Origin of the sequence: Bradyrhizobium sp. 154 (genome assembly GCF_023073875.1) — a bacterium.
GTDB lineage: Bacteria > Pseudomonadota > Alphaproteobacteria > Rhizobiales > Xanthobacteraceae > Bradyrhizobium.
In genome coordinates, this window is the sequence record NZ_JADPKG010000053.1 from 113,294 (window position 1) to 126,887 (window position 13,594).

15 protein-coding genes are annotated in these 13,594 nt (G+C 65.0%); 6 read left to right on the forward strand and 9 right to left on the reverse strand.

Translation table 11 applies throughout. The features are described from left to right. Nucleotides 1–56: 56 nt before the first annotated feature. Nucleotides 57–1,445, reverse strand: a complete 1,389-nt coding sequence (locus tag IVA92_RS14350; RefSeq protein ID WP_247276555.1) for an NAD(P)/FAD-dependent oxidoreductase — start codon at nt 1,443–1,445, stop codon at nt 57–59. A 192-nt stretch (nt 1,446–1,637) separates the two neighbouring features. On the opposite strand from IVA92_RS14350, the gene IVA92_RS14355 reads away from it, so the two are divergent. Beyond that, on the forward strand, nt 1,638–2,615 hold the full coding sequence (locus IVA92_RS14355) for a YiiX/YebB-like N1pC/P60 family cysteine hydrolase (protein WP_247276556.1): 978 nt from the start codon (nt 1,638–1,640) through the stop codon (nt 2,613–2,615). A gap of 309 nt (nt 2,616–2,924) precedes the next feature. On the opposite strand, the gene IVA92_RS14360 is transcribed toward IVA92_RS14355, so the two are convergent. Next, nucleotides 2,925–3,200: a metal-sensitive transcriptional regulator gene (locus tag IVA92_RS14360; RefSeq protein ID WP_247276557.1), complete on the reverse strand. Its 276-nt coding sequence runs from the start codon at nt 3,198–3,200 to the stop codon at nt 2,925–2,927. A 50-nt stretch (nt 3,201–3,250) separates the two neighbouring features. Between IVA92_RS14360 and IVA92_RS14365 the strand changes: the two genes are divergently transcribed. From IVA92_RS14365 to IVA92_RS14375, 3 genes are all read left to right on the forward strand, one after another. Continuing rightward, nucleotides 3,251–5,710, forward strand: a complete 2,460-nt coding sequence (locus IVA92_RS14365) for a heavy metal translocating P-type ATPase (RefSeq protein WP_247276558.1) — start codon at nt 3,251–3,253, stop codon at nt 5,708–5,710. A gap of 70 nt (nt 5,711–5,780) precedes the next feature. After that, nucleotides 5,781–6,233: a nickel-responsive transcriptional regulator NikR gene (nikR, locus tag IVA92_RS14370; protein WP_247276559.1), complete on the forward strand. Its 453-nt coding sequence runs from the start codon at nt 5,781–5,783 to the stop codon at nt 6,231–6,233. A 246-nt stretch (nt 6,234–6,479) separates the two neighbouring features. Then, nucleotides 6,480–7,220, forward strand: coding sequence for a sulfate transporter family protein (locus IVA92_RS14375; RefSeq protein ID WP_247276560.1), 741 nt, complete (start codon nt 6,480–6,482; stop codon nt 7,218–7,220). Nucleotides 7,221–7,237: 17 nt separating this feature from the next. On the opposite strand, the gene nth is transcribed toward IVA92_RS14375, so the two are convergent. After that, complete coding sequence (gene nth, locus IVA92_RS14380) at nt 7,238–7,990, reverse strand: endonuclease III (RefSeq protein WP_247276561.1); 753 nt, start codon at nt 7,988–7,990, stop codon at nt 7,238–7,240. Between the two features lie 22 nt (nt 7,991–8,012). Between nth and IVA92_RS14385 the strand changes: the two genes are divergently transcribed. Next, nucleotides 8,013–8,546 (forward strand): DUF2244 domain-containing protein, encoded by a 534-nt coding sequence (locus IVA92_RS14385; RefSeq protein WP_247276562.1) that lies wholly within the window; start codon nt 8,013–8,015, stop codon nt 8,544–8,546. Nucleotides 8,547–8,600: 54 nt separating this feature from the next. After that, nucleotides 8,601–9,497 carry a bifunctional helix-turn-helix domain-containing protein/methylated-DNA--[protein]-cysteine S-methyltransferase gene (locus IVA92_RS14390; RefSeq protein WP_247276563.1) on the forward strand — a complete coding sequence of 299 codons (897 nt, stop codon included), beginning with the start codon at nt 8,601–8,603 and terminating at the stop codon, nt 9,495–9,497. Between the two features lie 93 nt (nt 9,498–9,590). Here the strand turns inward: IVA92_RS14390 and IVA92_RS14395 are convergent, their stop codons facing one another. The 6 genes from IVA92_RS14395 to IVA92_RS14420 all read right to left on the reverse strand — a co-directional run bounded on the left by IVA92_RS14395 (nt 9,591) and on the right by IVA92_RS14420 (nt 13,515). Next, nucleotides 9,591–10,214, reverse strand: coding sequence for a 2,3-bisphosphoglycerate-dependent phosphoglycerate mutase (locus IVA92_RS14395; RefSeq protein ID WP_247276564.1), 624 nt, complete (start codon nt 10,212–10,214; stop codon nt 9,591–9,593). A gap of 19 nt (nt 10,215–10,233) precedes the next feature. Then, a complete protein-coding gene (dapB, locus tag IVA92_RS14400) occupies nt 10,234–11,049 on the reverse strand; it encodes a 4-hydroxy-tetrahydrodipicolinate reductase (protein WP_247276565.1) in 816 nt (271 codons plus the stop codon). Between the two features lie 180 nt (nt 11,050–11,229). Beyond that, nucleotides 11,230–11,541: a DUF1330 domain-containing protein gene (locus IVA92_RS14405; RefSeq protein WP_247276566.1), complete on the reverse strand. Its 312-nt coding sequence runs from the start codon at nt 11,539–11,541 to the stop codon at nt 11,230–11,232. Nucleotides 11,542–11,562: 21 nt separating this feature from the next. Further along, entirely contained in the window at nt 11,563–12,273 is a 711-nt protein-coding gene (gene pyrF / locus IVA92_RS14410) for an orotidine-5'-phosphate decarboxylase (RefSeq protein WP_247276567.1), read from the reverse strand. Between the two features lie 6 nt (nt 12,274–12,279). Beyond that, nucleotides 12,280–12,858 carry an NAD(P)H-dependent oxidoreductase gene (locus tag IVA92_RS14415; RefSeq protein WP_247276568.1) on the reverse strand — a complete coding sequence of 193 codons (579 nt, stop codon included), beginning with the start codon at nt 12,856–12,858 and terminating at the stop codon, nt 12,280–12,282. Nucleotides 12,859–12,915: 57 nt separating this feature from the next. After that, the gene (locus tag IVA92_RS14420; RefSeq protein WP_247276569.1) at nt 12,916–13,515 is read right to left on the reverse strand and encodes an rRNA adenine N-6-methyltransferase family protein; all 600 of its coding nucleotides are present in this window, start codon (nt 13,513–13,515) and stop codon (nt 12,916–12,918) included. Nucleotides 13,516–13,594: the final 79 nt, after the last annotated feature.

Here is a 13,594-nt window from a genome sequence, read left to right on the forward strand (position 1 = left end):
TTTGTGGGTCCCTGCGTTCGCAGGGACGACAGCGGAGTGTTTGGGGACTGATTGCCTCACTGCCGCGGCACGCGTCGCTTCTTGGTCGACTGCGTCGGGACATCCGCCGGCTCGTCTTTGAGCGCGCCGATCTTGCGCAGCGCGGCGTCCGCGGCGCGTTCGCCGCTTTCCCAGGCGCCGTCGACGGTGCCCCACAGCGTCTCATGCGTGGCTTCGCCGGCAAGGAACATGTTGCCGATCGGCTCCGTCAAAACCTTTCGCGAGAGGTGACCGCCGGGCGCGGCCGCCGACATCGCGCCCATGACATAAGGCGAGGCATTCCAGCGCGTCGCGCTGGTCTTCTGCACGGCGGCCGCAGCTTCGCTGCCGAACAGTTTGGTGATCCACTCCTTCGCGAAAGCCGTCATCGCCTGCTCGCCCTGTCCGGAGAGATCGCGGCCGAACGAGCCGCCGACGTCGATTGAGCACAGCACGGAGCCGCCGATATTGGCGAACAACAGCGCCGTACGCGTCGAATTGCTCTGCTCGATCAGGGTGTCGTCGCGCGACAGTCCGAGCGGGTTGCCCGGCAGTTGCAGCACGATGCGATCGTAGCTGCCGAGGGTGAGCTTCGATGCCGCGTCCAGCGTGCGTTTCGGAATGTCGGGTCCGAACTTGATCGCGCCAGAGGTCAGTACGTTGGTCGAGACGGTGATGATGGCGGAGCGGGCCGCGATCTTGCCGCTTGGGGTCTCCACTCCGACATCGCGATTGCTCCAGACGATCCGGCTCACCGGCGTCGACAGCACCACCGGCGCCTGCTCGCCGAGTTTCGCGATCAGCGTCCCCAGACCCTGGCGGCAGGCGATCGCGCCATTGCGGTCCTGCGCGCGGGCCTTGTCGATGGCCGAAAGCTCCTTCAGATCCTTGCCCGCGAAGCCCGCGCCCAGCATGAACTCGGTCGCGCCAGCCCAGTCGCCGAGATCCTTCGGCAGCACGGAGGCGCAAGAGGTGTCCAGCTTGCCGCGCGCGGCGTCGTCGATGGCACGGTTGGTGCGGACCAGCGCGGCCAGGAACTCCTCGGTTTCGCCGGCGCGCGCATTGCGGCGGCCGATGCGCATTTTCTGGCCCGATGGCGCCGGCAGCACGTCGAGCCCGGCGCTGCGCGCCAGCCGGATCATCGGATTGGTGTCGGGATTGTGCATCCAGCGCGCGCCGCGGTCGAACGGCGTGCCGAAAATCGTGCTATCCGTGATGCAACGGCCGCCGATCTGGGCCGCCGCTTCCACCACCACAACCCTGCGGTTGGCGGCCATGATGCGCCGCGCTGCGGCAATCCCCGCAGCCCCCGCGCCAATCACGACGACATCGGCCTCCCGCGGCGGGGTCGCGGCGGTCGCGCGCAGCACAGGCATCGCGGCAAGGCCCGCCGACGCCGAAAGGAAGCCGCGGCGCGTGATAGTCATGTCATGGTTTCCGGGGACTTGCGACGTATGGGAACAGCCCGCGAACCTTGCCGTATCTGATGTTGCGCAGCAACCATCATGGTGAATCAATCGTACTTGATCTCACAGAGTGATGAACCGAATTGCAACACGTTTGGACCATGATAGAGAAGGGAAAAAGACGGCCGGAAAAGGCCCTGGGGGGAGTTTGAGATGGGGACGGTCCTGGACTCGGTCGGCAAGCTGATTGCCGCGTACCTCTCGAAGGAGGTGCCGGGCTACGAGCCGTTCACGCCGAGCGACCCGGAGCACCTGCGCGGCGTCATCGAGCCTGGCGACGTGCTGCTGGTCGAAGGCAACAACCGCATCTCCGGTATCATCAAATATCTGACGCAGTCGACCTGGTCGCACGCTGCGCTCTATGTCGGTCCGATCGAGGGCGCGGAGGAGGCTGACGGCGAGCCGCATGTGCTGATCGAGGCCAATATCGGCGAGGGCGTCACCTCTGCGCCTTTGTCGAAATATTTTCCCTATCACACCCGCCTCTGCCGCCCGGTCGGGCTGTCCTATGAGGACCGTACCACCGTCTGCCGTTATGCGATCAACCGCATCGGCTTCGGCTACGACACCAAAAACATCGTCGACCTCATGCGCTTCCTGTTCCCGCTGCCGATACCACAGCGCTGGCGGCGGCGCATGATCGCGCTGGGATCGGGCGATCCCACCAAGATCATCTGCTCGGCGCTGATCGCGCAGGCGTTCGACGCCGTGCGCTACCCGATCCTGCCGAAGATCACCAAGGCCGGCAGCCGCGCCGCTCGCCGCGAAATTCTGCACATCCGCGATTCCTCGCTCTACATGCCCCGCGACTTCGACATCTCGCCCTATTTCGAAGTCGTGAAACCCACCATCGTGCACGGCTTCGACTACACAGCCTTGCACTGGGCCGACAAGCAGAAGCCGCTCGAGGAGGTGGCGGGCACATTCAGTGTGTTTCCAGAAACGCTCCGTGCGCCGCCGCTCGTTCCTGAGGCGTCTGACGAAGCGACGCCGGCTGAAATTTCGGCTGAAGAAGTGAGCAAGCAACCTGCCGAGATGGCCGAACGAATGTCGGAGCATTTCCCGCTGCTAAAGAGATTGGCGATGTACCGCCCGCGGCGGCGGGGACGGGCAAGGGAGAGGGTGGCGTAGACCGCCTCCCCGCTGTCGTCCTGGCGAAAGCCAGGACCCGTTACCCCAGAGTGCAGTTTGACGAAGGCTCCGCGTTGGGTACGATTACCGCGCGCAGCCGAGAGATTCCGCGGTATGGGTCCTGGCTTTCGCCAGGACGACGCTGGGGCGTATCTCGCGCGTCCCTTTGCAAAGTCATTCTACAGTCATTGCGAGCGCAGCGAAGCAATCCAGACTGCCGCCGCGGTGAGATTCTGGATTGCTTCGCGGAGCCTGTCATCGGGCCGCGCTTCGCGCGGACCGTTGGCTTGCAATCGCGAAAGTAGGAACCTACCGCTCCGCCCGTCCGATCACTGCCATCAGCTCCGCGATCTTCTCGCGCTGATCGGCCTTGTCGCCACTGGCGATGGCGTGCTCGACGCAATGGGCGACGTGATCCTTCAGGATCTCCTCCTCGACCCGGCGCAGCGCGGCGCGCACCGCCGAGATTTGCGTGACGATGTCGATGCAGTAGCGATCTTCCTCCACCATTTTCGAGAGGCCGCGAACCTGACCCTCGATCCGGCCGAGACGTTTTCCGACAGATGTCTTGATGTCCATGCGCATGGGGCCTATATACCCCCCTAGGGTATCAATTGCAAGGGCGGAGCCTCGCCATGAACGACGCCGACCACGGGGACCATCACAAGCAGGAAACACATGCCGGATGCGGCTGTTCCAGGAAAGCCGCGCCGGCCGCAAAGCCGGCATCCTCCTGCTGCGGCGGCCACGGCGATCATGCCGGCCACGCCGATCATCATCACGGGCATGACCATGGCGGTGTCGCGACGAAGGTCCTCGATCCCGTCTGCGGCATGACGGTCGATCCCACGACCTCGAAGCACCACCTCACACATCACGGCGAGACGTTCCATTTCTGCTCGGCCGGCTGCCACACCAAGTTCGCCACCGATCCCGCCAAGTACCTCGCCAAGGACAAGGCGCCCGAGCCCGAGATGCCCGCGGGCACGATCTACACCTGCCCGATGCACCCCGAGATCCGCCAAGTCGGCCCCGGTAGCTGCCCGATCTGCGGCATGGCCTTGGAGCCGGAAGTCGCGAGTCTGGAGGCCGGTCCCAATCCCGAGCTCGCCGACATGACACGGCGGTTCTGGATCGGCGGGGCGCTGGCACTGCCGGCCGTGGTGCTGGAGATGGGCGGCCACCTCGCCGGCCCGCACAGCTGGATCGATCCGACATTGTCGAACTGGCTCCAGCTCTTCTTCGCCACGCCGGTGGTGCTGTGGGCCGGCTGGCCATTCTTCGTCCGCGGCTGGCAGTCGCTGCGGACGCGCAACCTCAACATGTTCACGCTGATCGCGATGGGCACAGGGGTGGCCTATGTCTACAGCGTCCTCGGCACCGTCGCGCCGCAAATATTCCCTGATACCTTCCGTGGCCATGAGGGTGCGGTCGCCGTTTATTTCGAGGCAGCTGCCGTGATCACGGTGCTGGTGCTGCTCGGCCAGGTGCTGGAGCTGCGCGCACGTGATGCGACCTCGGGCGCGATCAAGGCGCTGCTCCAGCTCGCGCCGAAGACCGCACGACGCGTCGAGCCTGATGGCAGCGAGCACGAGGTCGAGATCGATACGCTGCATGCTGGCGACCGTCTGCGCGTCCGCCCCGGCGAGAAGGTGCCGGTCGACGGCATCCTTCTCGAAGGCCGCTCTTCGCTCGACGAATCACTCGTCACGGGCGAATCCATGCCGGTCACCAAGGAGAGCGGAGCCAAGGTGATCGCCGGCACGCTGAATCAGTCCGGCAGCTTCATCATGCGTGCCGACAAGGTCGGGCGCGAGACGCTGCTGTCGCAGATCGTGCAGATGGTCGCCGACGCACAGCGCTCGCGCGCGCCGATCCAGCGCTTGGCCGACCAGGTCGCCGGCTGGTTCGTGCCGGCCGTGATCGTTGTCGCGCTCGCGGCCTTCGCTGCCTGGGCTTGGTTTGGACCAGAGCCGCGTCTCGCCTTCGGTCTCGTCGCAGCCGTCAGCGTGCTGATCATCGCCTGCCCCTGTGCGCTCGGGCTTGCGACTCCGATGTCGATCATGGTCGGTGTGGGCCGCGGTGCACAAGGAGGCGTGCTGATCAAGAACGCCGAGGCGCTGGAGCGAATGGAGAAGATCGACACGCTGGTGGTCGACAAGACCGGCACGCTGACCGAGGGCAAGCCCAAGGTGGTGGCGATCGTGCCGGCTGCCGGCTTTGCCGAGAATGACGTCCTTCGCCTCGCCGCCAGCGTCGAGCGTGCCAGCGAGCATCCCCTGGCCGACGCGATCGTGCGCGCGACAAAGGAGAAGCAGCTCACTCTTGAGCAAGTCGAGCATTTTGACTCGCCGACCGGCAAGGGCGCGACCGGCAAGGTCGAGGGCAAGAGCATCGTGCTCGGCAATGCCAGATATTTGTCGTCGATCGGAATCGACACCAAGCTGCTCGACGCCGAAGCCGAGCGGCTGCGCGGCGACGGTGCGACGGTGATCAACATGGCCGTGGACGGCCGGCTCGCCGGCCTGTTCGCGATCGCCGATCCGGTCAAGGCGTCGACCCCGGAGGCGCTGAAGGCACTCGCGGCCGAAGGCATCAAGGTCATCATGCTGACCGGCGACAACCGCACCACGGCGCAAGCGGTGGCGCGCCGGCTCGGCATCGCCGAGGTCGAGGCCGAGGTGCTGCCGGACCAGAAGAGCGCGGTGGTCGCCAAGCTGCAAAAGGCCGGCCGCAGCGTCGCGATGGCCGGCGACGGCGTCAACGACGCGCCAGCGCTGGCGGCCGCCGAAGTCGGCATCGCAATGGGCACCGGCACCGATGTGGCAATGGAGAGCGCTGGCGTGACCCTGCTCAAGGGCGATCTCGTCGGCATCGTGCGCGCGCGAAGACTGTCGCAGGCGACGATGAGCAACATCCGCCAGAACCTGTTCTTCGCCTTCATCTACAACGCCGCGGGCATCCCGATCGCAGCCGGCATCCTCTATCCGGCGTTCGGCCTGCTGCTCTCGCCGATCATCGCTGCGGCGGCGATGGCGCTGTCCTCGGTGAGCGTGGTCGGGAATGCGCTACGGCTGCGTGCGACCAGGTTGTGAATCGCTTGCGCGGCCAGGCAAGATATAGGTAGCCCGGACAGGCCAAGCGACACGCGAGGAGAGATATCTGATGCAGCGAATTACGATCACGATCGAGGATGATCTGCTGGCGGAGATCGACGCGGCGGCGGAAGCGCGCGGTTACCAGAACCGCAGCGAGATCATCCGCGATCTCGCCCGCGCCGGCCTGCAGAAGAGCAGCGAGGATACCACGCAGACCGGCTCCTGCGTCGCGGGGCTCGTCTACGTCTATGACCACGCCGCCCGAGATCTCTCAAAACGCTTGGTGCAGGAATTCCATGGCCATCACGACCTCGCGCTGGCGACCCTGCACGTCCATCTCGACGACGACAATTGCATGGAGATGACGGCGCTGCGCGGCGCCGCCTCCGAGGTCAAGCATTTCGCCGATCACATCATCGCCGAACGCGGCGTGCGCTACGGTCGCGTGGTGATGATCCCGACCGGCGAAGCCAAGCACGTAAAGGCGCGCAAGCACAGGCAGGGCCATCGGCATGAGTAGCAACTAGCCGCACACGCGGTGCCGACCCCTCTCCCCTTGCGGGAGAGGGTGGCTCACCGCGGAGCGGTGAGACGGGTGAGGGGTATGTCTCCGCACATCCAACTCTCATTTGAATGCGAAACAACCCCTCATCCGGCGCTTCGCGCCACCTTCTCCCACAAGGGGAGAAGGTAAGAATGAAGCCGCCCTTGCCGATGCCACATTGGGTGTCTACCTCTCGCGTGTTGCTTATTTCAGAGGGTCCCCATGCTGGATGCCGCCGTGAAGGCGTTGTCGCAAATGATCTCGCCGCCGATGCGCTCGATCCTGTGGCGATCGATCGGGCTTGCGCTGGTGCTGATCACCATCCTGGCGATCGGCCTGCAGCGGCTCCTCAGCTGGTTTGCGACCTCTGGCGAGGTCTGGCTGGAGGGCCTGCTCGGGCCCGGCTGGCATTCCTCGCTTGAAGTCCTCTCGTGGATCGTCTCGATCGCAGCGGGCCTCGGCGTCGTGTTCGGCGGCGTCTTCCTGATGCCCGCGATCACCTCGCTGGTGGCGAGCCTGTTCGTCGACGACGTCGCCGACGTCGTCGAGCGTGAGCATTATCCCGCCGAGCGGCCGGGCGTTGCGCTGCCATTCGGCCAGGCAATCCTCGAGGGCATCAAGACCGCGCTGCTGACGATTGTGGTTTATCTGATCGCGTTGCCGCTGGTACTCTTCGCCGGCGCCGGCTTCCTGATCTTCTTCCTCGCTGCCGCCTGGCTGCTCGGCCGAGAATATTTCGAGCTCGCGGCCATGCGCTTCCGCCCGCCGGAGCAAGCCAAGGCGATGCGGCGCGACAACGCCGCAACCATCTTCACCGCCGGTCTCTTCATCGCCGCCTTCGTCTCGATTCCGATCGTGAATTTGGCGACGCCGATCTTCGGCATGGCCTTCATGGTCCACATGCACAAGCGGCTATCCGGTCCGCGGCCCGAACTGATCGAGCCGGCGCGGCAGATGCGGTGACGCGCCCGGCGCGGCACTCAGACCGTCTTCTCCGGCCAGCGGCAGAGATCGTTGATCAGGCAAACCTCGCAGCGCGGCTTGCGCGCGAGACAGGTGTAGCGGCCGTGCAGAATCAGCCAATGATGGGCGTGCAGCATGAACTCGGCGGGGATCACCTTTTCGAGACCGAGCTCGACCTCGAGCGGCGTCTTGCCGGGCGCAAGCCCGGTGCGGTTGCCGACGCGGAAGACATGCGTGTCGACCGCCATGGTGTGCTCGCCAAAGGCCATGTTGAGCACGACATTCGCGGTCTTGCGTCCCGCGCCGGGCAGCGACTCGATCCCCGCGCGCGTCCGCGGCACCTCGCCACCGAATTCGCTGAGCACCTTTGCCGACAGCGCAATGACGTTTTTCGCCTTGGTGCGATAGAGGCCGATGGTCTTGATGTACTCGCGTAGGCGCTCCTCGCCGAGATCGAGCATCTTCTGCGGGGTGTCGGCCACCTCGAACAACGCGCGCGTCGCCTTGTTCACGCCGGCGTCGGTGGCCTGCGCCGACAGCACCACGGCGACCAGCAGCGTGAACGGGTTGACGTGCTCGAGCTCGCCCTTCGGCTCCGGATTGGCCTTGCGGAAACGGCTGAAGGCCTCGTGAATTTCGGCGGGCGTCCAGGGTTTTGTCGCTTTGAGCGATTTCTTCGCGGGAGCCCTCGGCTTCGCAACGGCCGGCTTTGGCTTTTTCTTCAGCCCGGGAGTTTTGCGCGGGACCGGCTTGCGGGTGATTTTCGCCATGATTGGGATATACTGAGCGACGATGAGCACAGGCAACGAAATTGAGCGCAAGCCTTCTGAAGATCCGCGCGAAGTGCAGATCTTCTCCGCGCTGCTGACGCCACATCGCTCGCTGAATCGCACCGGCTTCCTCGCCGTGATGCTGTTCCTGAGCGTGGTCAGCTTCGTCACGGGGCTCGCCTTTCTGATGATGGGCGCCTGGCCGGTGTTCGGCTTCTTCGGGCTCGACGTCCTCGTGATCTGGTGGGCCTTCAAGGCCAATTTCCGCGCCGCGCGGGCCAGCGAGGAGATCATGGTCACCCCTTCCGAATTGCGCGTGCGTCGCGTCAGCGATCGCGGCCAGGTCGCCGAATGGACGTTCAATCCGCTCTGGGTCCGGCTCGACATGGAAATCGACGAGGACTTTGGCATCGAGCATCTCTACCTCATCTCGCGCGGCCACCAGATCCAGATCGCCCGCTTCCTCGGGCCGGACGAAAAGGCAAGCTTTTACAAAGGCTTGTTTGAGGCATTGAACGCCGCCAAGCGCGGCCCGACCTACAACCCGGTCAGCTGATTCCAGATCGGAAATCGGGTGGTTTCGCACCCTTCCCTCTCCTACATTTCGGTCATGATGACACTCGCCATACATGACCAGCGCCTGGCCAAGCCGGGCCCCCAGAACGCCGCGCTGCGCGACTATGATTCCGTGCGCCGGGCGATCGCGTTCATCTCCGAAAACTGGCGGACGCAGCCGACCATCGAGGCGATGGCAGATGCGGCCGGCGTCACGCCCGATGAGCTGCACCATCTGTTCCGCCGCTGGGCCTCGATCACGCCGAAGGCATTCATGCAGGCGCTCACCCTCGACCATGCCAAGGGGCTCCTGCGGGATTCTGCGAGCGTCCTCGATGCGGCGCTCGACTCCGGCCTGTCAGGCCCCGGCCGCCTGCACGATCTCTTCGTCACCCACGAAGCGATGTCGCCGGGCGAATGGAAGAACGGCGGCGTGGGATTGACGCTGCGCTACGGCTTCCATCCCTCGCCATTCGGCACCGCGATCGTGATCGCGACCGACCGCGGCTTGTCGGGGCTGGCCTTCGCCGACCATGGCGAGGAGAAGATCGCGCTCGCCGACATGACGCGACGCTGGCCAAAAGCGACTTATGTGGAAGATCACGAAGGCACCGCGCCGTTGGCGCAGCGCATCTTCGACACGAAGCTGTGGCGGCCGGACCAGCCGCTACGCGTGGTCCTGATCGGCACTGATTTCGAGGTGCGGGTGTGGGAGACCCTGCTGAAGATTCCGATGGGACGCGCGGTGTCCTATTCCGACATCGCCTGCAACATCAACAGCCCGAAGGCCTCGCGCGCCGTCGGGGCCGCGGTCGGCAAGAACCCGGTCTCGTTCGTGGTGCCCTGCCACCGCGCCCTCGGCAAGAGCGGCACGCTCACCGGCTACCACTGGGGCATCACCCGCAAGCAGGCGATGCTGGGCTGGGAGGCGGGGCGGCTGGGAATGCAGTAGCTATTGTCATCCCGGCCTGGTCGGCAATCGCGCAAGGTCGGGACGACACCGAATGTGAGGGCGCGGTCTCACCGCACCTCGCACGATCGCGGCCTACCCCGCCAGATCCAGTTTCGACGCCACGGTTGAATCCGCATTGAGGCGGTAGATGATCGGCACGCCGGTCGCGAGCTCGCGCTTCAAAATGCCTTCAGGTGAAAGCTTTTCCAGCACCATGATCAGCGCGCGCAGCGAGTTGCCGTGGGCGGCGACCAGCGTGCGCTTGCCATTGAGCACGCTGGGCAGAATCTCCTGCACGTAGTACGGCAGCGCCCGCGCGAGGGTGTCCTTCAGGCTTTCGCCGCCGGGCGGCGGCACGTCGTAGGAGCGGCGCCAGATCAGCACCTGGTCCTCGCCCCATTTCTTGCGGGCGTCATCCTTGTTGAGGCCGGAGAGATCGCCATAGTCGCGTTCGTTCAGCGCGAGGTTCTTCGAAGTCGGCAGGCCTTCCTGCCCGAGTTCACCGAGGATGAGGTCGAGCGTGTGCTGCGCGCGCGTCAGCACCGAGGTGTAGGCGACGTCGAACACCAGGCCCTGCGCCTTCAGCTTACGGCCGGCTTCCTTCGCTTCAGTCACGCCTAGCTCGGTGAGATCAGGGTCCTTCCAGCCTGTGAACAGGTTCTTCAGATTCCATTCGCTCTGGCCGTGGCGTACGAGCACGAGAAGACGTTCGCTCATTCACTGCTTTCCGTTTCGTTCAGATGTCAGACAGGCCGAGCACGTCGGCCATGGAGTAATGCCCCGGCTTCTTGCCATGCGCCCACAGCGCCGCCTTGAGCGCGCCATGGGCGAACAGCATGCGGTCCTCGGCGTGATGCGACAGCGTCAGGCGCTCGAACGGGCCGAGGAAGCTAACACTGTGATCGCCGGCCGCGGTGCCGCCCCGCAGCGAGGCAAACCCGATGTCGCCCGGGCGGCGCGTGCCGGTGAGGCCGTCCCGGCCGCGCGCGGCGTGCTCATCGAGCGGTATGCCGCGGCCGCTCGCGGCCGCCTGGCCCAGCATCAGTGCCGTGCCCGAGGGCGCGTCGACCTTCATGCGATGATGGGTCTCGACGATCTCGATGTCAAAACTCGGGTCGAGCGCTTTGGCGACGCGCTTGACCACGGCCGCGAGCAGGTTGACGCCGAGACTCATATTGCCGGATTGCACCACGACAGCGCGGTTGGTCACGCTCTTGATCACGGCGTTATCCGAGCCCGACAGCCCGGTCGTGCCGATGACGTGGACGAGGCCGCGCTCGGCGGCGATCGCGACATTGGCGATGGTCGCGGCCGGCACGGTAAAATCGAGGATGCCGTCGGCATCCTTGGACATCGCCCATAGGTCGGCAGAGAGCTTGATGCCGTTGGCCGGGAGGCCTGCGAGCACGCCGGCATCCTTGCCGAGCAGCTCCGAGCCCGGCGCCTCCAGCGCGCCGGCCAGCACTGCGCCTTTGCTCTCGGCAATCGCCCGCGTCAGCGCGCGGCCCATCCGGCCGCCGGCCCCAGCAACAATCAAGCGCATGTCGGACATGGTGTGATCCTCTCCGCTGCCGTTGTAGCGGGGGCAGACAGTTCCGGCAACCGAGGGGCCTGACACCATCGTCATTCCGGGGCGATGCGCAGCATCGAACCCGGAATCTTGAGATTCCCCGGTGCGCAATTGCGCACCTGAGGCCTGGGCCTTCGGACCATCCCGGAATGACGGCGTGCTTCAGCCGTCCGACGGCTGCGGGCCGTCATAGCCCTCGATGATAATGAGATCGGCGATGGAGTGCGGCTGGCGCACCTTGATGTTGGCTTGGTATTCCGGCGAGTTGTAGCAGGCGAGCGCGGTCTCGTAGTCCGGGAATTCGATCACGACGTTGCGGTTGCGGCTGGCGCCTTCGACGGCGGTGAACTTGCCGGCGCGAACGACGAAGCGGCCACCCCATTTCTTGAAGATCGGACCGTTGGCGACGGCATAGGGCTTGTAGCCCTCGTCATTGCTCACATCGACGCGCCCGATCCAGTAGCCTTTTGCCATTGTTGTTCTCCCTCTTGTTAATCAGCCGAGCGCCTGCGCGATCTCGGCTTGAATGGCTTCCGCGATTGCCTTGGGCTCGGTGGCTTCCACCACCGGCCGCCCGACGACGAGGTAGTCGGCGCCGGCAACGATGGCGCGGCCGGGCGCCATGATGCGCTTCTGGTCGCCGCTTGCCGAACCCGCCGGGCGGATGCCGGGCGTGACGAGGCTCATCTGATGGCCAACAATCTTGCGCAAGGCACCCACCTCTTCCGGCGAGCAGACGAGACCATCGACGCCGAGCACCTGCGCCTGCTGCGCGCGCGCTTCGACCAGTTCGGAGACGCCGAGCCGATAGCCGGCCGCGTGCAGATCATCCTCATTGTAGGACGTCAGCACGGTGACGGCGAGGATCTTCAGGTTCGAATTGGCGCGGCCTTCGACAGCGCCCTTCATGGTCTGTGGATAGGCGTGCACGGTGAGGAAGGTTGCGCCGAGCTTGGTGATGCTCTCGACGCCTTGCGTCACGGTGTTGCCGATGTCGTGCAGCTTGAGATCGAGAAAGACCTTCTTGCCCTTGTCGGCGAGCCGGCCGACCAGCGGCAAGCCATCGGCATAGGCGAGCCGGTATCCAATCTTGTAGAAATTGACGCTATCGCCGAGCCTGTTGACCATCGCTTCCGCGATATCGACGCTCGGCACATCGAGCGCAACGATCAAGCGGTCCTTCGGGGCGATCTCGGCTGGCGTCATGTCACCTCACATCATGCGTTGGGAAATGTCGATCAACTGCCGCACCAGTGCCTGCAACGCGGCGATATCGCCCTCGTTCTTCAGCCTGTCCATATCGTCATAGGCCTGGTCGGCAAAGGCAAGCGTGAGCTGGTTGGCAATCACATTGGCATGGCAGGAGGTCAGGATCAGCCGCAACGCCTGCAGCGCACGGGCCGCGCCCAGCCGGCTCTGTGAGGCGCCGGCGAGCGCGAAGACGCGATTGCGGAACACGTCGCCGCGCGCCTCGTGCAGATCGTGTACGCGGCTGACCCAGTCGATCGCGTTCTTCAGCAGCGGCGGCACCGAAGCATTATATTCGGGCGTGACGATCAGCACGCCGTGATGCGCGCCGATCATGCGCTTGAGATTGATTGCGTGCTTGGGCACGCCGGATTTGGCCTGGAGGTCGCCGTCATAGATCGGCAGCGGAAAATCAGCGAGCGAGATGCGGGTGATTTCGACGCCGGCCTGGGCGAATTCATACGCCGCGACCGCCGCCAGCTTCGCGTTATGCGAGCCGGTGCGCAGCGAGCCGGGAATGATCAGGATCTTGGGAGCTGACATCCAATCCAATGCGTTCGGCGAAAAGAGCCCGCCGCGCAAAACGAGGAGCCGGCGGAATTAATCCTTGCGATACACCCAGACGCGGGCCGGCGGAAGGTTCATCCAGATCCGTTCAGAGGCCTCTGTGGACACGCCGGGCAGTGATTTCGGGATCGGCGGCACCACCGCATAGGTGAACTGGATGAAGGGCGCACCGGGCGCCAGCGCCGTGAAGGCGTCGCGGACGAGCCGCAGCCGCGTCAGCATCGGTTTTGTGACGAGCGGCAGGCCGGAGACGACCGCGGAGGCCGGCTCGCTCAAGACGTTCCAGAGCGTATCGCGCAAGCGATAGGCATCGCCCTGCACCACCTTGGCCTGCGGGTAGCGGTCGCGCAGCAGCGCACAGAAGCCAGGATTGTATTCGACGAGGACGAGACGCTTCTGGTCGATGCCGCGCTCGATCAAAGCCGAGGTGATGGCACCCGTGCCGGGCCCGAGCTCGACTACCGGAGCGTCGGAGTCGATATCGACGTAATGGGCCATGGTCCGAGCCAGCAGCTTGCCCGACGGCATCACCGCGCCCATGTGCAGCGGCTTTTCGATCCACGATCTGAGAAAGCGTACCTCATCATCGAGACGAGGCTTCTTCAACGCACGCGCGGACGATGGCAATGGCATGTCTGGACCGGACGGGACCGCAGGACGCGGCGTGTCAGAAAATGGTCATAAAGACGTATAGGCCGAAGGCGGCACGGTC